Below are 19,208 nucleotides of genomic sequence, written 5' to 3'. Positions count from 1 at the left end.
AGACTTACGAGTAAGGAACACCATGTCTGTCCTCGAGATCCGCGACCTCCACGTGACGGTCGAGACGGAGAACGGTACGACCCCGATCCTCAACGGCGTGACGCTGGCCATGCGCACCGGTGAGACCCACGCCATCATGGGCCCCAACGGCTCGGGCAAGTCGACCCTGGCCTACACGATCGCCGGTCACCCCAAATACACCGTCACGAGCGGCTCCATCACCCTCGACGGGGAAGACGTGCTCGAGATGAGCGTCGACGAGCGCGCTCGCGCCGGTCTCTTCCTGGCGATGCAGTACCCGGTCGAGATCCCCGGCGTCACGGTGACCAACTTCCTCCGCACGGCCAAGACGGCGATCGACGGCGAGGCGCCGGCGATCCGCTCCTGGACCAAGGACGTCAAGGGCGCGATGGAGAACCTGCGCATGGATGCGAAGTTCGCCGCCCGCAACGTGAACGAGGGCTTCTCGGGCGGCGAGAAGAAGCGTCACGAGATCCTTCAGCTCGAGCTGCTCAAGCCCAAGATCGCGGTGCTCGACGAGACCGACTCCGGCCTCGACGTCGACGCGCTGAAGATCGTGTCGGAGGGTGTGAACCGCGCCAAGGAGCAGACCGACCTCGGCGTGCTCCTCATCACCCACTACACGCGCATCCTGCGCTACATCCGTCCCGATTACGTGCACGTCGTGGTCAAGGGACGCATCGTCGAAGAGGGCGGGCCCGAGCTCGCCGACCGACTCGAGGAAGAGGGCTACGACCGCTTCCTCGAGGCCGGTACCCCGATCGACGCGTAGGATCGTTACATGACCGCAACGCTCGCTCCCGAGAAGTACGACGAGGTCACCGAGGCCTTGAAAGACGTCATGGACCCAGAACTGGGGATCAACGTCGTCGACCTCGGTCTCATCTACGACCTCGCGTGGGACGACGAGAACGACGCGCTCGTCATCCACATGACCCTCACCTCGGCGGGCTGCCCGCTCACCGACGTGCTCGAAGAGCAGACCGCTCAGGCCCTCGACAACGTGGTGGACCGCTTCCGCATCAATTGGGTGTGGATGCCGCCGTGGGGCCCCGAGCGGATCACCGACGACGGCCGCGACATGATGCGCGCCCTCGGCTTCGCGATCTGACTCTGCCAGACCGAACGCCCACCTCACCCGGGGTGGGCGTTCGGTCGTTCCGAGGCGGGCCGACGACCGCGCGCCGCGACCGCGCGCCGCGACCGCGCGCTGCGACTGCAGGCGCCGACCGTGTCGCGCCGCGATCGTGTGTCCCCGTCTGACACGCGGATTCCGTGGCACCCGAGCGCCGACTTAGGCTTTCGGAATGAGCGTTCCCCCGTTGCAGGCCCTGCCGCTCGAGCTCCTGCGCCAGCGCAGCAGCACGAAGTGGCGCTCCTACGGCGACGACGTCATCCCCATGTTCGTGGCCGAGACCGATTTCCCCCTCGCCCCCGTCATCACGGCCGCCCTGCACCGCGCCGTCGAGATCGGCGACACCGGCTACACGCCGCCGCGACCGGGGATCGACCTCGACTTCGCGGCGTACGCCGACCGGCACTGGGGGTGGCGGATCGACCCGTCGCGCATCCGATGGACCGGCGATGTGATGATGGGCGTCGTCGAGGTTCTGCGCGCGGTGACCTCACCGGGAGACCGCGTGATCGTGACACCCCCGGTCTACCCCCCGTTCTACGACACCGTGGAGGAGGCGGGCGCGGTGGTCGAGCGCGTCCCGCTGATCGACGACGGTGAGCGGTGGAGTCTCGACCTCGCCGGTATCGAGCGGGCCCTGGCCGAGGGAGCGCGGGCGGTGCTGCTGTGCAACCCGCACAATCCCACCGGTACCGTGCACGAGCGCGAGAGCCTGGCCGCCCTGGCCCGGTTGGCCGCGCGGTACGGCGCAAGCGTCGTCAGCGACGAGATCCACGCGCCGCTCACGCACGCGCCGGCGGTGTTCACCCCGTTCCTGGATGCCGCGCCCGAGGCGGCGGCGGTCGGCTACACGGTGACGAGTGCGAGCAAGACGTACAACCTCGCCGGCCTGAAGTGCGCGGTGATCGTGACCGGGTCGGAGAGCACCGCGGCGGTCGTGCGGGCACTGCCGTGGGAGGTCGAGTGGCGCGCGGGACTGTTCGGAGTGCTCGCCAACCGGGCCGCGTTCTCTGTCGACAGCGACGAGTGGCTCGAGGCGCTGCTCGCCGCGCTCGATGAGAACCGCCGCCTGCTCGCCGAACTGCTCGCCGAGCACCTGCCGCTCGCGCGCTACCGCCTCCCCGACGCCGGTTTCCTCGCGTGGGTCGACGTGTCGGCCTACGGTTGGGGCGAGAACCCCGCACCGTTCATCCGCCGCGAGGCGAAGGTGGCGCTGCACCACGGCCCGTTGTTCGGCGAGCAGGGCGTCGGACACGTTCGCATCAACGTCGGGTGCGCGCCCGAGGTGCTCCGCGACGCCATCGAACGCATCGGGAAGCTGGTGCCCGCGGCCTGAGCGCGCCCGGGCGCCCCCGGCTCGGCACACCGGACGAGGACGTGTCCGCCGAAGTCAGCGGCAATCGCACCGATACCCATTCGGATCCGGCGGGCGAGCTCGACGAGACGGTCGGGGGCGATGCCCAGCGGAGCAGATGAGGTCACGCACGGGCGTGACGGTTGGGCCGCGGTCTCGGCGCCCCCAGCTCTTCTCGCCGGCCTCGCCCCACAGGGCCCGGCACACCGGGCTCGCCCCACGCGGCTCGGGCACGCTGCCCGGCCGGGGTCACGGCATCCGGGGTTTCGTCAGCACTCCGCCCGGCCCGTGCGCCAGTAGCCCATGAAGGCCACCGCGCGACGGTCGACTCCGCGCTCCGTGACGAGGTGGCGGCGGAGCGTCTTGATCGCCGAGGCCTCTCCCGCGAGCCAGGCGTAGAGCGGGGCCTTCTTCAGGGCGGCGCCGCCCTTCGCGGTGCGGGGCACCTCCCACAGCATCCCCTCGTCGATGTCGACCTCCTCGACCTCCTCGCCGTGGCCCTCGGGAGTCAGCGCGTAGGCGGCCTCCCGGGTGGCGGTGACCAGGTGGCCGTGACGCTCGCCGCCGGTGCGCGCGGCGACGTGGAAGGAGAAGCCCGGATGCCGCGGCAGGTAGGCGCAGTCCTCGGGCGTGGGCACCTCGAGCACGACGGTGCCCGTGGCCTCGGGCGGGAGCTGCTCCAGGATGACGGCGATCGCCGGGGCGGCGGTCTCGTCGCCGGCGAGCAGGTAACCGCCCGTCTGGGCGGGCGGGACGAAGTCGACGCCCAAGCTGACCTCCCGCAGGGCGACGGTGGGCGCGAAGACGAGCACCTCATCGCCGGGGCGGGCGTTCTGGATCCACGCGGAGGCGGGTCCGAGGACCTCGTGGGCGACCATGTCGATGTCGACCTCGCGCTCGGCTCGCCGCACGGCGCGGGTCGTGTACGTGCGGAACGGAGGGCGGGAGGCGTCGGGCAGCTCGCGCCACCGCGTCCACCAGTCCGCGCCGGTGGGCATGGCATCCAGGGGGATGGCGTCGGTGGGGAAGACGACCTTGATGCGCTGGTCGAAGCCGGGGTCGCCGTACTCGTGTAGGTCGTCGCCGGTGAAGGTGAACCGGCGGAAGCTGGGCGTCAGGTCGGTGATACGGGCGACGCGCGCGCGGAAGAACCGCGACGTCTCAAGACTGGAGGGCATCGTGGGGCTCCCGGGTGGAGTCGACGGACGGAACGCGGGCGCTGACGTGGTGGCGGCCGCGCGGCAGGACGAGAGGGGTTCCCGACACGGGATCGGGGACGACGAGCGCATCGAGACCGAAGACCTCGGCGATGAGGTCGCTCGTCATGACGTCGGTGGGGTCACCGGCAGCGACGATGCGGCCCTCGCGCAGGGCGACGAGGTGATCCGCGTAGCGCGCGGCCATGTTCATGTCGTGCAGCACCATGACCGTGGTGGTCCCGCGGTCGCGGTTGAGGTCGGTGAGGAGGTCGAGCACCTCGACCTGGTGGGCGACGTCGAGGAAGGTGGTGGGCTCGTCGAGCAGCAGGATGTCGGTCTCCTGCGCGAGGGCCATCGCGATCCACACGCGCTGTCGCTGACCGCCGGAGAGCTCGTCGATCGAGCGGTCCGCGAGGTCGCTGATGCCCGTCGCGGCGAGGGCTTCGGCCACGACCTCGTAGTCGCGGGTGCTCCAGCGCGCCAGCGCGCGCTGATGCGGGTGCCGTCCGCGGCCCACGAGATCGGCGACGGCGATGCCCTCGGGAGCGATCGGGCTCTGGGGGAGGAGCCCGAGGATGCGGGCGACCTCCTTCGACGGGCGTTCGTGCAGCGCTTTGCCGTCGAGCACGATGCGCCCGGTCTTGGGTGGCAGCAGGCGCGCGAGGGCGCGCAGCAGCGTCGACTTGCCGCAGCCGTTGGCCCCGACGATCGCGGTGATGCGCCCGGCGGGGAGCTCGAGATCGAGGTGGTCGACGATCGTGCGGTCGCCGTAGGCGAGGGTGACGTTCTCGGCGGAGAGGGTGCGGTTCGCGGTCATGAGCGTCCCTCCGGGGTGCGGGCGCGATCCGGGGCGGTGCACCCCGCGGGCCACCCGACACGGCTCGCGGTGGTGACGCCCGCGGCGGGCGATGGTGTTCCGGTCATAGCGAGCCTCCGGAGCGGTTCGTCCTGATGAGCAGGTAGATGAGGTAGGGGGCACCCAGCACGCCGGTGACGACGCCGACGGGGTAGCGGTTGTCGAAGGCGAACTGCCCGAGCAGGTCGGACAGCATCACCAGCAGCGCACCCACGAGCCCCGCGGGCAGCAGCAGCGAGCCGCCCGGGCCGATGAGACGCGCGGCGATGGGCCCCGCCATGAACGCCACGAAGGCGATGGGTCCGGATGCCGCCGTGGCGACGGCCAGCAGCACCACCGCCCCGACGATGAGGAGCAGGCGCGTCCGCTCGACGCGTACCCCGAGACCGGCGGCGCTGTCATCGCCGAGGCGCAGCACGGCCAGTCCGCGGGTGTTGCCGGCCATCAGCGGCACGATGACCGCGACCGCGACGGCGAGGGGCAGCAGGCGCCCCCACGAGGCGTTGTTCAGGCTGCCGGTGAGCCACTGCATGGCGGTCTGCAGGTCCCAGTTCGCCGCGCGGGTCAGCATCCACGTGGTGACGCTGTCGAGCATGGCGGCCACGCCGATGCCGATGAGAACCAGGCGCGTGCCGGTGAAGGCGCCCTTGCGCGAGAGGAGATAGATGGCCGCCGCGGTGGCGAGGGCGCCCACGAGCGCGAACACCGAGACGAGGGTGTCGGACAGGGAGAAGCCGATGATCGCCACGACGGCGGCCGCGCTCGCGCCCGAGGAGATGCCGATGATGTCGGGCGAGGCGAGCGGGTTGCGCAGCATCGTCTGGAACGTCACCCCGGCCATGCCGAACGCCAGACCGGACAGCAGCCCCAGGCTCGCACGCGGCAGGCGCAACTCGCCGATCGTGAACGACGCGCCGGGTACGGTCTGCCCGAGCACGACCCGCCAGACCTGGTCCAGGGAGTAGAACGTGTTGCCCACCATGAGGGTGGCCAGGAACACCGCGGCCACGGCGGCGAGCAGCACGAGGGTCACCACGGACCGGCGCCTGGCGCGGGTACGGCGTCCCCGCGCCAGGGCGGCGACGTCGGGGGAGTGCTCACGGACGGTGCTCACAGCTCGCGTACCTTCTGCCGACGGACGATCCAGATGAAGAAGGGCGCCCCGATGAGGGCGGTGAGGATGCCGACCTCGACCTCGGTCGGGCGGGCGATCAGGCGTCCCACGACGTCGGCGCCGACGAGCAGGATCGCGCCTCCCAGGGCCGAGAACGGCACGAGCCATCGGTGGTCGGTGCCGATCAGGAGGCGGCAGACGTGCGGTACGACGAGGCCGACGAAGGCGATCGGGCCCGCGACCGCGGTGGCCGCTCCCACCAGCACGACGGCGCCGACGGACGCGATCACGCGCGTGCGGCCGACGTGCTCGCCGAGGCCGGTGGCCACGTCATCGCCCAGGGCGAGGGAGTTCATCCCCCGCGAGCACAGGACGCACACCAGGGCCCCGGCGGCGAGCACGGGGAGCAGGATCTGCACGCGGTCCCAACCCGCCCCGCCGATGCCGCCGATCTGCCAGAAGCGGAACACCTCGAGCAGATCGACGCGGGGGAGCAGGATGGCGCTGGACAGCGAGCTGAAGGCGGCCGTGGTGGCCGCGCCCGCGAGCGCGAGCTTCAGCGGCGTCGCGCCCCCGCGGCCCAGCGAGCCGACGGTGTAGACGAAGACCGCCGCGACCGCGGCGCCGACGATCGCGAAGCCCATGTACCCGGTCGCGCTCGTGAGGCCGAAGAACGCGATGCCCGCGACCACCGCGAGGGCGGCGCCGGCCGACACGCCCAGGATGCCGGGGTCGGCCAGGGGGTTGCGGGTGACGGCCTGCATCGTGAGGCCGGCCATCGCGAGAGCGGCGCCCACGAGCAGTCCGAGCACGGTGCGGGGGATGCGCGTGGTCACCGCCGCCTCGCCGACGCCGGAGCCGCCCGTGAAGGCGGACACGATCTCGGGGAGCGAGACGTCGCGCGTGCCGAAGGCGACGGATGCCGCCGACACGACGATCGCGCCCACCGCGAGCGCCAGCAGCCACCACAGACGGCGGCCGACCGAGCGCCGCATGGAGGCGGTGTCGGCAAGCACGTCGGCGACGGCGGAGCGGGAGGTCACGGTGGGCGCGTTCCGAGGGATCAGCCGAGGGCTGCGGTCAGCACGTCGAGGTACTTCGACAGGCCCCAGCCCACCGACAGCGGCGAGGGGTTGGCCGAGGCCGCGAGCGGCGTGCCGTCTTCGAGCACGGCGATGTGGCCGGCGGCCACGGCGGGGATCTTCGACAGCAGCGGGTCGGCCTGCAGCTGTGCGACGGTCGAGCCGTCGGTCGCGCCGTAGGTGATCCACAGGCCCACGTCGTTGAAGACGTCGGCGTTCTCGGAGCTGATGTCGCTGTAGAAGGCGTCGATCTCGGCGGAGGTCTTCGTCACCTGCTCGGGCTCGGGCATGCCGAACGCGTGCAGGTAGCCCGCGCGCGGGTCGTGCGAGGTGTAGTAGGTGATCTTGCTCAGATCGGTGGGGTCGGTGAAGGCGAAGAGGGGAGCCGCCTCGGCCAGGGTCGGGTGCGCGTCGAACGCCTCCTGCGACTCGGTCTTGATCTGCTCGATGAGGGCGTCGCCCTCGCTCTCGAGGCCGAGGGCCTTCGAGTTGAGCTGGATCATCTGGTCCATCGTCGTGCCCCACGCGGCGTCGGGGTAGGCGACGACGGGGGCGATCTTCGACAGGGTGTCGTAGTCCTCCTGCGTCAGCCCGGAGTAGGCGGCGAGGATGACGTCGGGCTGCGTGTCGGCCACGGCCTCGAAGTCGATGCCGTCGGTCTCGTCGAAGAGCACCGGAGTCTCGGCGCCGAGCTCGTTCAGCTTGTCTTCGACCCACGGGAGGACGCCGTCGCCGTCGTCGTCGCCCCAGGTGGCCTTGGCCATGCCGACGGGCACGACGCCGAGCGCGAGGGGGACCTCCTGGTTCGACCACGCGACCGTCGCCACGCGCTCGGGCTTCTTCTCGATGACGGCCTGGCCCAGGGCGCTGTCGACGGTCACGGGGAAGACGCCGTCGGAGCTTTGCGCGGCCTCGCCTCCGGGAGCGGCAGAGGTGCCGGCGCAGCCGGTCAGGACGAGGGCGGAACCGACGGCGAGAGCCGCCAGAGCGCGGTATCGGGACACGAAGAGCCTCCTGCGTGTTAGGTAAGGATAGGCTTAGTTTAGGTCAGTCGCCGGGGCGGAACGCAAACCGGGACGGCGAGAACCCGCGGGATCGTCTCGATGCCGAGACACCGACCGGTCGCGGTTCGCGTCGTGCCGTCGGGCCGGCATCCGGTGCCGGCATCGCCGACGGGCCGGCATCCGGTACGGCGTCGCCGTCGCCCCGACCCGGGCGTGACGGCGGAATACCGGGGGAGGGCGGGCTGTCGGCGGGCTCGCAGGGGCCGCGCCTTATACTGGGTGGCTGGCCTTCTCGGCCGGTTCCCCTTCCCCGATTGAACGGACGTCCGCTGTGCTCGCCGTGCACGACCTCGAGATCCGCGTGGGTGCCCGCGTGCTCATGTCCGACGTGGCGTTCCGCGTCTCCGACGGCGACAAGATCGGCCTCGTCGGGCGCAACGGCGCCGGCAAGACGACGCTCACCAAGGTGCTCGCCGGAGATCTGCTCCCCGCGAACGGCGGCGTCGACCGCTCGGGCGAGCTGGGCTATCTGCCCCAGGACCCTCGTTCGGGCGACCCCGAGATGCTCGCGCGCACGCGCATCCTCGACGCCCGCGGCCTGGGCTCCCTGTCCCTCGGCATGTACGAGGCGTCGCTGGCGATGGCCGACGACGACCCCGCGGTCGCGGCCAAGGCGATGAAGAAGTACGCGAACTTCACCGAGCGCTTCGAGGCGGCGGGCGGCTACGCGGCCGAGGCCGAGGCGGCATCCATCGCGCACAACCTGTCGCTGCCGGACCGCATCCTCGATCAGCCGTTGAAGACACTGTCGGGTGGTCAGCGTCGTCGCATCGAGCTCGCGCGCATCCTGTTCTCGGACGCGCAGACGATGATCCTCGACGAACCGACCAACCACCTCGATGCCGACAGCGTCGTGTGGCTGCGCGAGTTCCTCAAGGGGTACAAGGGCGGGCTCATCGTGATCTCGCACGACGTGGAGCTGGTGGGCGAGACGGTGAACCGCGTGTTCTACCTCGACGCGAACCGCCAGGTGATCGACGTCTACAACATGAACTGGAAGAACTACCTGCGCCAGCGGGTGGCCGACGAGGAGCGCCGCAAGAAGGAGCGCGCCAACGTCGAGAAGAAGGCGACCGCGCTGCAGCTGCAGGCGGCGCGTTTCGGCGCGAAGGCATCCAAGGCCGCGGCCGCGCACCAGATGGTCGCGCGCGCCGAGAAGATGCTGTCGGGTCTCGACGACGTGCGTCAGGACGAGCGGGTCGCGAAGCTGCGGTTCCCCAAGCCCGCGCCGTGCGGCAAGACCCCGCTCATGGCATCCGGCCTGTCGAAGTCGTACGGGTCGCTGGAGATCTTCACCGACGTCGATCTGGCGATCGACCGCGGTTCGCGCGTGGTGATCCTGGGTCTGAACGGTGCCGGGAAGACGACGCTGCTGCGCATCCTCGCCGGCGTCGACCAGCCCGACACCGGTCAGCTCGAGCCGGGTCACGGCCTCAAGATCGGCTACTACGCCCAGGAGCACGAGAACCTCGACGTGGGGCGCTCGGTGCTGGAGAACATGATGTCGGCGGCGCCCCACATCACGGCGACCGAGGCGCGCAAGGTGCTGGGTTCGTTCCTGTTCGTCGGCGACGACGTGCTCAAGCCCGCGGGTGTGCTCTCGGGTGGCGAGAAGACGCGTCTGTCGCTCGCGACGCTCGTGGTGTCGTCGGCCAACATGCTGCTGCTCGACGAGCCCACGAACAACCTCGACCCCGCCTCGCGCGAGGAGATCCTCGGCGCACTGGCGCACTACGAGGGCGCGGTCGTGCTCGTCTCGCACGACGAGGGCGCCGTCGAGGCGCTGAACCCCGAGCGCGTGCTCATCCTCCCCGACGGCGTCGAGGACATCTGGGGTCGCGACTACGCGGACCTGATCACGCTGGCGTGAGGCCGGGCCCGGTCCGGCGAAACCGGGTCGGGGGTTCCGGACAGCGGCGGGATCGGATGCCGGGAGCGTCGCTCCCCGCGTGCCGGGCCCAGCGCGTGCGCCGGGACTAGCGCGCGTCGAGCAGGGCGTCCTCGTCGTCGGCGTCGCGATCGCGGGGGCGCTTGCGCGAGCGGTGAAGGGCGACCGGGTCGACGCGGCGTCGCTCGGTCGGCGCCGGCTCGGCAGACGGCGTGGCGGGGACGTCGTGCTCGTCGTCGTCGTCGGCATCCTCCCGCCGCAGGCGTCGCTCGCTCACGATGACGTACGTGATGAAGCCAAAGCCCATGATCGCGAAGAGGATCCACTGGATGGCGTACGACAGGTAGGGCCCGGGGTCGTCGCTCGGCGGGTCGACGGTCATCGGTGCGGTCGCGGGCGCGGGGGACTCGGACATGAGCAGTCCGTACGCGCCCTGTTCGAGCGGGCCGGTCTGCTCGGCGACCAGGCCGAGGTTGATCGTGGGGACCTGACCCGCTTCGGCGGTGCGCCCCGAGGTGGGGGCGGCCTCGCCGGGGCGCAGCCGCACCTCGACGACCACGGTGCCGGAGGGCGGAGCGGGGATCTCGTCGGGTTCGGACTGACGGTTGCCGGGGGGAAGCCACCCGCGATCGACGAGGAACGTGCGTCCGTCGTCGAGGCGGAACGGCACGAGCTGCTCGTACGCGGCCGAGCCGCCGTGCGCGCGATTGCGAACCAGGAGTTGCTCCTCGGGGAGGTAGCGCCCCTCGAGTCGAACCGGGCGCCACTCGTCGGACGGCGTCAGCTGGGCACCGGGGGCGAGCAGGTCGCCGAGGGGCACGGGGGCGGCGTCGTAATTGGCGTCGACGAGCTGAAGCTGTTCGCTGCGCTCGGCGTTGCGCGAGAACTGCCAGTTCGAGAGGAAGCCGCAGGCGATCGCGAAGAGGATCGCGACGCCGACGTACATCGCCCAGCGGGCGGCGGCGGGGGTCTCGCGAGAGCTCACGAGTCGACCCGGCCATGTCTCGCCGCGCGGGCCCGGGAGCAGATCACGCGGGCGCCGCCGACGGCGCACGCGTCACGTGTGCTCGGGTCACGTCTTCCAGCCACGTCATCCAGGGTACGTCGGGTGGCGCCGGGCATGTGCTCACGCCGGTTCTTCGGCGAGGCCCGCCACCTCGACCGGGAAGTCGCGTGCGCTCAGGAACTCGCGCAGGTAGGCGACGTGCTCGTCGCACGCGACCCACGTCTTGCGCCGGTCCGCGGTGTGGATGCGGGGGTTGCGCCACCGGATGGCCCAGACCGCCGTGTCACGGCATCCGGCCCGGGAGCACTCGGCGGGCGCGTCGGTCACGACCGGTCGTCGCGCGGCGCGTCGAGGCGGGGTGTCTCGGCGATGCGGATGACGAGAGGAGCGTCGGGGGCGGCGGCGGCCGCCGCGGCGGGCGCGGGGCGGGGCGCCTCGATCGCGCGCTCGGGGCTGATGGCGGTGGTGTCGGCCGCGTCTTGACCGACGTTGGCGACGATCACCGCGAGGTAGGGGAGGAAGATCGCTCCGGCCGCGAAGACGAACGTGTACCAGCCGTAGGGCGTGACGACGGCCATCGCGATGAAACAGGCGATGCGGATGCCCATCATCACCATGTATTTGGTGAAACGGGTGTCGGCGTCCTCCCGGGGAGCCTTCGGGAGCGACGTCGCGGACTGGGCGCGGTTTGTCTTCACAGTGGTCTCAGGGTACGCCCGTCGGGGCGGGGGCCGGCGCGTTCCCCGGCCCGTCGTCTCGACGTCATGACAAGCGGGGAACACGGAGAACGACCGCCGCCGGTAAGGTCGTCGGCGCGTCGTTCCCGCTCACGGGGGGATGCCGCGGGGTGGATGCCGCGGGGCGGCTCGCCCGCGGCCTCAGACGCCGTAGCGCGAACCGCTCGAGCCGGCCACACCGGCGATGAAGATCGCGAAGGCGATGATGGCGAGCACCCCGAGAGCGAGGCTGATGTAGCCGATCAGCAGTCCCGCCACGGCCATACCGCGGCCGCCCTCGCCGTTCGTCTTGATCTGCTTGAGCGAGATGTGCCCCGTGATCACCCCAACGATCTGTCCGACGACCGGGAAGATGAAGAGTCCGACGAGCGATGCCACGAGAGACACGATCGACAGCGTGTTCGTGCGCACCGGGGCGCCGTAGCCGTAACCCGGCGCGGTGTATCCGGCCGCGCCGTATCCCGGGGTCGCGTACCCGACGGCGCCGTACTCCGACGAACCGTATCCCGGCGCACCGTATCCCGGCGCACCGTATCCCGCCGCGGCGGGGGCCGGGGAGCCGGACGCGTCCTGTCCGTACGCGGGGACGGTGGGGGCGGCCGCAGCGCCGGGGGCGGGAGGGGCGGGGGGAGCGGCGTAGGTCGCCGCGGCGCTCGGCGCGTCGTACGAGGGGGTGTGCGAGTCGCTCGTCGGTGCGCCGGTGTCGGAGGACGGCGCCGCGGGGGACTCGACGTCGGACGGCGCGTCGGTGCGCGGGGCGTCGGCGTGGGAGGCGTCCTCCACGGGAGCGGCGGAGGCGTCGTGCGCGTCGACCGGCGGGGCGTCGCTGTACGGCGCGTCGGTGGGCGGGGCGTACGGTGCGGCGGGGATTCCCGCAGACGGGGTGTCGTACGGTCCCGCCTGGTCGGCCTTGTTCGGATCGGTGGGGCGGTCGTCGCTCACGGTGGTCCCTTTCGTCGCGCTCCGCCCCAGCGTTTCAGCGCCGCTCGGCCCGTGTCAAACCTCCCGCGCGGGTTTGCGCGGCGCGACCTGCCCGTGGATCACTGTGTCGGACGTGTCGGACGTGTCGGCCCGGGGCTGCGCGGGTCTGCGTGCCGCCGTCGGAGGGGTCGGGGGCCCGCGCCGGAGTTCGCGCGGCCATCGAAGGTCGACGCGGGCCGATGCGAGGGGCGGTCGGGAGGCCGGGGCGCGGGGCCGGGTCGGTAGGCTGGGCCGGTTCCGTCTTCCGCAAGCCCAGGAGTTCCCTTCATGTCTCAGGACCGCATCTCTCCGGACCGCGTCGTCGTCGTCACCGGAGGAAACCGGGGCATCGGTCGGGCGATCGCCGAGCGCTTCGTCGCCGAGGGCTGGAAGGTCGCCGTCACCGCCCGCTCGGGTGAGGGCCCCGAGGGGACGTTGACGGTGCGGGCCGACGTGACCGATGCCGCGGCGGTCGACGCCGCGTTCTCGCAGGTCGAAGCCGAGCTCGGCCCCATCGCCGTCGTGGTCGCCAACGCCGGCGTGACCAAGGACACGCTTCTGCTGCGCATGAGCGAGGACGACTTCGACAGCGTCGTGAACACGAACCTCGGCGGAGCCTTCCGGGTCGTCAAGCGGGCGTCGAAGGGCATGCTCAAGGCGCGCTGGGGTCGCGTCATCCTGATCTCCAGCGTGGTCGGGCTGTACGGATCGGCGGGGCAGATCAACTACGCCGCCTCGAAGAGCGCGCTGGTCGGCTTCGCGCGCTCGCTCACGCGTGAGCTGGGGGGTCGCGGGATCACCGCGAACGTCGTGGCTCCGGGCTTCATCGAGACCGACATGACGGCCGAGCTGCCCGCCGACACCCAGGCGGAGTACAAGAAGAACATCCCCGCCGGACGTTTCGCGTCGCCTGACGAGGTCGCCGGTGTCGTCACGTGGCTCGCCGGCGACGACGCCGCCTACATCTCGGGGGCGGTCATCCCCGTCGATGGCGGCCTCGGCATGGGGCACTGACGGCACGCCCGTCTCTTCCCGCCGCGGCTGCCGCTAGGGCGCCACGGGCTGTCGCCGGATCGCGGTGACGATCACCTCCGCGAGAGCCTCGGGCTGAGCGAACTGCGGCCAGTGGCCGCCCGGGAGGTCGACGATCTCGAGCTCGTCGATCGCGTTCATCTCGCGAGCCCAGCCGGGCTCACCGGCGAGCGTCTCGCGAAGCTCGGCAGCGGTCACGGTGCTCGTGATTATGGTGGTCGGGATGCCATGCCGGGCGTCGTTCGACAACGGGAGCGGATCGGTGGGGATGCGCGCCGGAATCGCGATCACCTCGCGGCCGCGCCGCGCACGCGTGTCGGCGTCGAGGTCGGCCACCTCCGCCTCGTCGAACGTCTCCCAGCCGGGGAACGGCACGACACCGTCGACGATCGGGAACTCCCAGATGCCCGAACCGTCGGTGGGGGCGATCGTGTCGACGAGGATCACCCGAGACACGCGTGCGGGCCGGGCGTCGGCGGCGCCCCACACGACGTTGCCGCCGCCGGAATGGCCGACGAGCACGACCGGCTCGTCGCCCCGGTCGATCTCGCGCACGACCGCGTCGACCCAGTCGGCGATGCCGAGGTGGGCGGATTCGGCTGCTGGCACTCCGAGGCCGGGCATCGACAGGGGGTGGACGCGATACCCCGCCGCCTCGAGCGAGGGGACGACGTGGCGCCACGACGACGCGTCGAGCCAGAGACCGGGTATCAGGAGAACGTCCATGCCGCGAGCGTAGAACGGGGGTCCGACATCGGGAAGGCCGGGTCGGTGGAGCGCGGGTGCCTCGAGGGAAGCCCCCTCGAGGGGCTCCGGGACCGCGCGCTCGGGCTCGCGCCGGGGCGATCCTTCGTCAGCGCGGCAGCAGCGCGATGACCTGTGCGAGATCGACCGCGCCGACGACGAGGTCGGCGCGCTCGCGCACGGCCGGCTTGGCGTTGAACGCGAGCCCGAGGCTCGCGGTCTTCATCATCTCGAGGTCGTTCGCCCCGTCGCCGATCGCGAACGTCAGACGGACCGGGACCCCGTACTCGCCGGCCCACCGCCGCAGCGTCTCGGCCTTGGCCGCGGCATCCACGATCTCGCCGTCGACCTCGCCCGTGAGCACGCCGTCGGCCGCGACCAGGCGGTTCGCGCGCCAGACGTCGACGCCGAGGTCGGGGGCGACGGTGTCGAGCACCTCGTGGAAGCCGCCCGAGACGACGCCGACGACGCCGCCGCGCTCGTGCACCGCGGCGATGAGGTCGTGGACGCCCGGGGTGGGCTCGATGCGGGCGATGGCTCTCGCGAAGGCGTCGGTCGAGACGCCCGCCAGCGCCGACACGCGCGAGCGCAGGCTGGTGGCGAAGTCGACCTCGCCGCGCATCGCCGCTTCGGTGGCGGCAGCGACCTCGGCCCCGCGGCCCGCCTCGTCGGCGAGGAGTTCGATGACCTCGTTGCGGATCAGGGTCGAGTCGGCGTCGAGCACGACGAGGAAGCGAGCGGTCGAAGTCACGCGCTCGACCCTAGCGCGTGGGATCCGGCGAGGCCGTCGCCGCGGGGCGGGGTGCGTCGCACGGCGTCACGGGCGCGGCCCCACGCGGAGGCCGCCCGTAGGCTGGACGTTTCCGCCGCTTCCTGAGAAGGGACCTCCCCATGGCCGACGTCGAAAGCTTCACCCTCGACCACACCGCCGTCCTCGCGCCGTACGTTCGCCTGATCGGCACCGAGTCGGGCCCGCGCGGCGACGTGATCTCGAACTTCGACCTGCGTCTGGTGCAGCCGAACGAGGGCGAGATCCCCACCGCCGGTCTGCACACGATCGAGCACCTGCTCGCGAGCCTCGTTCGTGACCGCATCGACGGCCTGATCGACATCTCGCCCTTCGGCTGCCGCACGGGGTTCCACGTGATCATGTGGGGCGAGCCCGAGGTCGGCGCCCTCGTCGACGCGATCTCCGACTCCCTGCGCGCGATCGCGGAGGACGTGGAGTGGGACGACGTCCCGGGCACCGACGCGTTCAGCTGCGGCAACTACCGCGACCACAGCCTGCACAGCGCCCGCGAGTGGTCGAAGGCTGTTCTCGAGAAGGGCATCTCGCGCGACGCGTTCCAGCGCGTCGGCGTCTGACTGTCGTTCTCGCAGCGTTACGCCGACGGGGCGGTGACCATCTCGGTCACCGCCCCGTCCTGGCATCCGGATCGTGCCGGCATCTGGCTCACGCGTGGACGTGCACGTCTTTACCGACGACGGTGATGCCCGTCTCGGTGACGGTGAAGCCGCGGGCGAGGTCGCGTTCGCGGTCGACGCCGATGGTGGCGCCGGGTTCGAGCACGACGTTCTTGTCGAGGATCGCGCGGTGGATGCGGGCTCCCGCGCCCACCTGCACGCTGTCGAAGAGCACCGAGTCGGTGATCGTCGACCCGCCGCCCGCGAGGGCCCACGGGCCCACGACGCTGCGCTCGAGGTGCGTTCCCGACAGCACCGAGCCGAGCGACACGATCGAGTCGATCGCGTTGCCGATGCGACCCACCGAGTCGCGCACGAACTTCGCCGGCGGGGCATTGAAGGTCTGCGAGAAGATCGGCCAGTCGGTGTTGTAGAGGTTGAAGATGGGCAGGGTCGAGATCAGATCCATGTGGGCGTCGTAGAACGACTCGATCGTGCCCACGTCGCGCCAGTACGACTGATCGCGCGGGGTGGAGCCGGGTACGTCGTTGCGCTGGAAGTCGTAGACCGCCGCCTCGCCGCGATTGACGAAGTAGGGAACGATGTCGCCGCCCATGTCGTGGGCCGACGTGGGAAGTTCACCGTCGTGGGTGACCGCTTCGACGAGCGCGTCGGCGTCGAAGATGTAGTTGCCCATCGAGGCGAGCACCTCGTGCGGCGAATCCGCCAGGCCCTCGGGGTCCTGGGGCTTCTCGAGGAACGCCCGGATCTTCGTCGGGTCGGTGGGGTCGGTGTCGATCACGCCGAACTGGTTCGCGAGCGAGATGGGCTGGCGGATGCCGGCCACGGTGGCGCGCGCGTCGGAGGCGATGTGGGCGTCGAGCATCTGCCCGAAGTCCATGCGGTACACGTGATCGGCGCCGATGACCACGACGATGTCGGGCTTCTCGTCGCGGATGAGGTTCATCGACTGCAGGATCGCGTCGGCCGACCCCGAGAACCACCGCTTGCCCAGGCGCTGCTGGGCCGGGACGGATGCCACGTACGACCCGAGCATCGGCGACATGCGCCACGTCTGGGAGATGTGGCGGTCGAGGCTGTGCGACTTGTACTGCGTCAGCACGACGAGCTGACGCAGGCCCGAATTGATGAGATTCGAGATCGCGAAGTCGATCAGGCGGTACTGGCCGCCGAAGGGGACGGCGGGTTTGGCGCGGTCAGCCGTCAGGGGCATGAGTCGCTTTCCCTCGCCGCCGGCGAGGATGATTCCGAAGACCTTCGGCGCTGCAGGCATGGCACCACCCTAGGGGCGCGGACGGGGATGCGGATATACGTCTGCGGCGCGCCTTGCGCTGTACTACGGTTCGTTCCATGCGCGTCGACATCGTGACCAAGGAGTACCCGCCGGAGATCTACGGGGGCGCCGGGGTCCACGCCACCGAGCTCGTCAAGGCGCTGCGCGCCGAGGGTGTCGAGGTGCAGGTGCGCGCGTTCGGCGCCGCCCGCGACGAGGCCGACACCACCTCGTACTCCGTGCCGGCGGAGCTGTCGAGCGCCAACGGTGCGATCCAGACGCTCGGCACCGACCTCGAGATCGTCTCCGACGTGGCGGGCGCCGACGTCGTGCACTCCCACACCTGGTACGCCAACTTCGCCGGGCACCTGGCATCGCTCCTGCACGGCATCCCGCACGTGGTGACCGCGCACAGCCTCGAGCCGCTGCGGCCGTGGAAGGCCGAGCAGCTCGGCGGCGGGTACGCGGTGTCGAGCTACATCGAGAAGACGGCCTACGAGGGCGCCGCCGCGGTGGTCGCCGTGAGCGAGGGCATGCGCGCCGACATCCTGCGCAGCTACCCGTCGCTCGATCCGGCCAAGGTGCGGGTCATCTACAACGGCATCGACACCGAGGCCTGGCATCCGGTGCCGGACGACGCGTTCCTCGCCGAGCAGGGGATCGACCCGTCGCGGCCGTCGGTCGTTTTCGTGGGGCGCATCACCCGGCAGAAGGGCCTGCCCTACCTGCTGCGCGCGGCCGAGCAGCTCCCGCCCGAGGTGCAGCTGATCCTGTGCGCGGGCGCACCCGACACACCGGCCATCATGGCGGAGGTGCAGGAGCTCGTGCGCGGGCTGCAGGCCACGCGCGACGGCGTCGTGTGGATCGACCGCCTTCTGCCGCGCAACGAACTGTGCGCGATCCTCACCTCGGCGACCACGTTCGTGTGTCCGTCGGTGTACGAGCCGCTGGGCATCGTGAACCTCGAGGCGATGGCGTGCGGCGCCGCGGTCGTGGGCACCGCGACCGGTGGTATCCCCGAGGTCGTCGTCGACGGCGTGACCGGACGGCTCGTGCCGATCGAGCAGGTGCAGGACGGCACGGGGACGCCCGTCGACCCCGATCGTTTCGTCGACGACCTCGCCCGTGTGCTCACGGAGGTCGTGACGGATGCCGGAAGGGCCCGCGCCTACGGTGAGGCCGGACGTCGGCGCGCGATCGACGACTTCAGCTGGGCCGCGATCGCCGAGACGACGGCGGCGCTGTACGCGGAGGTCGCGGGGAAGTAGGTCTCGGCGGCGCGCTTCCGGCTTCGGCCCGCGGTCCGCGAGGCGGCGGAGCGGGGTCGTCGTCGATGCTGTTCCGGCTCGTGCCCGCGGGGCCGCGTTTCGCCGGGATCGGGCGCGCGCGGCCGTTAGGCTGGGGGCATGCCCCAGGTGCTCGAGTTCTCCGACGTCGTCGTCCGCCGGAATGCCCGGGACATCGTGTCCCACCTCGACTGGACGGTGTCGGACGACCAGCGCTGGGTCGTGCTCGGTCCCAACGGCGCCGGCAAGACCACCGTCCTGCAGCTCGCCGACACGCTCTTGCACCCCACGTCGGGGACGGTGACGATCCTCGGCGAGCGTCTCGGTCGCACCGACGTGTTCGAGTTGCGTCCGCGGATCGGTTTCGCGTCGTCGGCGATGGCGCGTCGCGTGCCGCCGGAAGAGACCGTGCTCGACGTCGTGCTCACCGCCGCGTACTCGGTGGTGGGGCGCTGGCGCGAGGACTACGACGACATCGACGAGCGTCGAGCGCTGCGCGTGCTCGCCGAGTGGCGTCTCGACCACCTCGCCGACCGCACGTTCGGCACGCTCAGCGACGGCGAACAGAAGCGCGTCCAGATCGCGCGGGCGGTCATGACCGATCCCGAACTGCTCCTGTTGGACGAGCCGACGGCCAGCCTCGACCTCGGCGCGCGTGAGGAACTGCTCACGCTGCTGTCGGGTTACGCGCAGGCGCCCACGACGCCGGCGATGGTGATGGTCACGCACCACGTCGAGGAGATCCCCGTCGGGTTCACCCACGTGCTGCTGCTGCGCGACGGCGAGGTCGTGGCATCCGGTCCGCTCGACGAGGCGCTGACGGCCGAGAACCTGTCGGCGACGTTCGGTCTCGAGATCACGCTGACGCGCGAGGCGGGGCGATACGCGGCTCGCGCGGTGTGACGCGGCCGTCTTCCGCCTGCGCGGCTCCGGGTGAGCCGAGCGTGTGCTCGGGTCGCGGCTCGCGGCTCGCGGCTCGCGGCTCGCGGCTCGCGGCTCGCGGCTCGCGGCTCGCGGCTCGCGGCTCGCGGC

Annotated in this window: 20 protein-coding genes; 8 read left to right on the top strand and 12 right to left on the bottom strand. The window is 71.4% G+C overall.

Annotated features, from left to right (window positions below):
- Positions 1 to 22: 22 nt before the first annotated feature.
- The 3 genes from sufC (at position 23) to ACK4LS_RS11070 (ending at position 2,492) form a co-directional block, all read left to right on the top strand.
- Positions 23 to 793 (top strand): Fe-S cluster assembly ATPase SufC, encoded by a 771-nt coding sequence (gene sufC / locus ACK4LS_RS11080; RefSeq protein WP_409717062.1) that lies wholly within the window; start codon positions 23 to 25, stop codon positions 791 to 793.
- A 9-nt stretch (positions 794 to 802) separates the two neighbouring features.
- Positions 803 to 1,132, top strand: coding sequence for a metal-sulfur cluster assembly factor (locus tag ACK4LS_RS11075; RefSeq protein WP_013586729.1), 330 nt, complete (start codon positions 803 to 805; stop codon positions 1,130 to 1,132).
- A gap of 196 nt (positions 1,133 to 1,328) precedes the next feature.
- Complete coding sequence (locus ACK4LS_RS11070) at positions 1,329 to 2,492, top strand: MalY/PatB family protein (RefSeq protein WP_409717059.1); 1,164 nt, start codon at positions 1,329 to 1,331, stop codon at positions 2,490 to 2,492.
- A gap of 287 nt (positions 2,493 to 2,779) precedes the next feature.
- Here ACK4LS_RS11070 and ACK4LS_RS11065 read toward each other — a convergent pair whose 3' ends face one another.
- The 5 genes from ACK4LS_RS11065 to ACK4LS_RS11045 form a co-directional block, all read right to left on the bottom strand.
- A complete protein-coding gene (locus ACK4LS_RS11065) occupies positions 2,780 to 3,688 on the bottom strand; it encodes a siderophore-interacting protein (RefSeq protein ID WP_409717057.1) in 909 nt (302 codons plus the stop codon).
- Positions 3,672 to 4,526, bottom strand: a complete 855-nt coding sequence (locus ACK4LS_RS11060; RefSeq protein ID WP_409717055.1) for an ABC transporter ATP-binding protein — start codon at positions 4,524 to 4,526, stop codon at positions 3,672 to 3,674. Before ACK4LS_RS11060 ends, ACK4LS_RS11065 begins: the two co-directional genes overlap by 17 nt.
- Before the next feature lie 103 nt (positions 4,527 to 4,629).
- A complete protein-coding gene (locus tag ACK4LS_RS11055; protein WP_409717053.1) occupies positions 4,630 to 5,679 on the bottom strand; it encodes a FecCD family ABC transporter permease in 1,050 nt (349 codons plus the stop codon).
- Entirely contained in the window at positions 5,676 to 6,722 is a 1,047-nt protein-coding gene (locus ACK4LS_RS11050; RefSeq protein ID WP_409717051.1) for a FecCD family ABC transporter permease, read from the bottom strand. Before ACK4LS_RS11050 ends, ACK4LS_RS11055 begins: the two co-directional genes overlap by 4 nt.
- A gap of 20 nt (positions 6,723 to 6,742) precedes the next feature.
- Complete coding sequence (locus ACK4LS_RS11045; protein ID WP_409717049.1) at positions 6,743 to 7,765, bottom strand: iron-siderophore ABC transporter substrate-binding protein; 1,023 nt, start codon at positions 7,763 to 7,765, stop codon at positions 6,743 to 6,745.
- A 331-nt stretch (positions 7,766 to 8,096) separates the two neighbouring features.
- Here ACK4LS_RS11045 and ACK4LS_RS11040 point away from each other — a divergent pair, with 331 nt between their 5' ends.
- Complete coding sequence (locus ACK4LS_RS11040; protein WP_409717047.1) at positions 8,097 to 9,695, top strand: ABC-F family ATP-binding cassette domain-containing protein; 1,599 nt, start codon at positions 8,097 to 8,099, stop codon at positions 9,693 to 9,695.
- Between the two features lie 106 nt (positions 9,696 to 9,801).
- Here the strand turns inward: ACK4LS_RS11040 and ACK4LS_RS11035 are convergent, their stop codons facing one another.
- The 4 genes from ACK4LS_RS11035 to ACK4LS_RS11020 form a co-directional block, all read right to left on the bottom strand.
- Positions 9,802 to 10,659, bottom strand: coding sequence for an SURF1 family protein (locus tag ACK4LS_RS11035; protein WP_409717087.1), 858 nt, complete (start codon positions 10,657 to 10,659; stop codon positions 9,802 to 9,804).
- A 180-nt stretch (positions 10,660 to 10,839) separates the two neighbouring features.
- Positions 10,840 to 11,046, bottom strand: coding sequence for a hypothetical protein (locus ACK4LS_RS11030; RefSeq protein WP_409717045.1), 207 nt, complete (start codon positions 11,044 to 11,046; stop codon positions 10,840 to 10,842).
- Entirely contained in the window at positions 11,043 to 11,417 is a 375-nt protein-coding gene (locus ACK4LS_RS11025) for a DUF3099 domain-containing protein (RefSeq protein ID WP_409717044.1), read from the bottom strand. Before ACK4LS_RS11025 ends, ACK4LS_RS11030 begins: the two co-directional genes overlap by 4 nt.
- A gap of 180 nt (positions 11,418 to 11,597) precedes the next feature.
- Positions 11,598 to 12,398 carry a DUF4190 domain-containing protein gene (locus ACK4LS_RS11020; protein WP_409717042.1) on the bottom strand — a complete coding sequence of 267 codons (801 nt, stop codon included), beginning with the start codon at positions 12,396 to 12,398 and terminating at the stop codon, positions 11,598 to 11,600.
- Positions 12,399 to 12,719: 321 nt separating this feature from the next.
- Between ACK4LS_RS11020 and fabG the strand changes: the two genes are divergently transcribed.
- Positions 12,720 to 13,430 carry a 3-oxoacyl-ACP reductase FabG gene (gene fabG / locus ACK4LS_RS11015; RefSeq protein WP_409717085.1) on the top strand — a complete coding sequence of 237 codons (711 nt, stop codon included), beginning with the start codon at positions 12,720 to 12,722 and terminating at the stop codon, positions 13,428 to 13,430.
- A 33-nt stretch (positions 13,431 to 13,463) separates the two neighbouring features.
- On the opposite strand, the gene ACK4LS_RS11010 is transcribed toward fabG, so the two are convergent.
- Both ACK4LS_RS11010 and serB read right to left on the bottom strand, forming a co-directional pair.
- The gene (locus tag ACK4LS_RS11010) at positions 13,464 to 14,174 is read right to left on the bottom strand and encodes an alpha/beta fold hydrolase (RefSeq protein ID WP_409717040.1); all 711 of its coding nucleotides are present in this window, start codon (positions 14,172 to 14,174) and stop codon (positions 13,464 to 13,466) included.
- Positions 14,175 to 14,301: 127 nt separating this feature from the next.
- A complete protein-coding gene (gene serB / locus ACK4LS_RS11005) occupies positions 14,302 to 14,943 on the bottom strand; it encodes a phosphoserine phosphatase SerB (RefSeq protein ID WP_409717038.1) in 642 nt (213 codons plus the stop codon).
- A gap of 140 nt (positions 14,944 to 15,083) precedes the next feature.
- On the opposite strand from serB, the gene ACK4LS_RS11000 reads away from it, so the two are divergent.
- Entirely contained in the window at positions 15,084 to 15,557 is a 474-nt protein-coding gene (locus ACK4LS_RS11000; RefSeq protein WP_409717036.1) for an S-ribosylhomocysteine lyase, read from the top strand.
- A gap of 88 nt (positions 15,558 to 15,645) precedes the next feature.
- Here ACK4LS_RS11000 and glgC read toward each other — a convergent pair whose 3' ends face one another.
- Positions 15,646 to 16,890: a glucose-1-phosphate adenylyltransferase gene (gene glgC, locus ACK4LS_RS10995; protein ID WP_409717034.1), complete on the bottom strand. Its 1,245-nt coding sequence runs from the start codon at positions 16,888 to 16,890 to the stop codon at positions 15,646 to 15,648.
- A gap of 77 nt (positions 16,891 to 16,967) precedes the next feature.
- On the opposite strand from glgC, the gene glgA reads away from it, so the two are divergent.
- Both glgA and ACK4LS_RS10985 read left to right on the top strand, forming a co-directional pair.
- Positions 16,968 to 18,158, top strand: coding sequence for a glycogen synthase (gene glgA / locus ACK4LS_RS10990; RefSeq protein ID WP_409717032.1), 1,191 nt, complete (start codon positions 16,968 to 16,970; stop codon positions 18,156 to 18,158).
- Between the two features lie 138 nt (positions 18,159 to 18,296).
- A complete protein-coding gene (locus ACK4LS_RS10985) occupies positions 18,297 to 19,079 on the top strand; it encodes an ABC transporter ATP-binding protein (protein ID WP_409717030.1) in 783 nt (260 codons plus the stop codon).
- Positions 19,080 to 19,208: the final 129 nt, after the last annotated feature.

The sequence above is a fragment of the Microbacterium sp. genome, from assembly GCF_046295495.1.
GTDB lineage: Bacteria > Actinomycetota > Actinomycetes > Actinomycetales > Microbacteriaceae > Microbacterium.
Note: the sequence above shows the minus strand (reverse complement) of the source record. Positions and strands in the feature narration are given on the sequence as shown.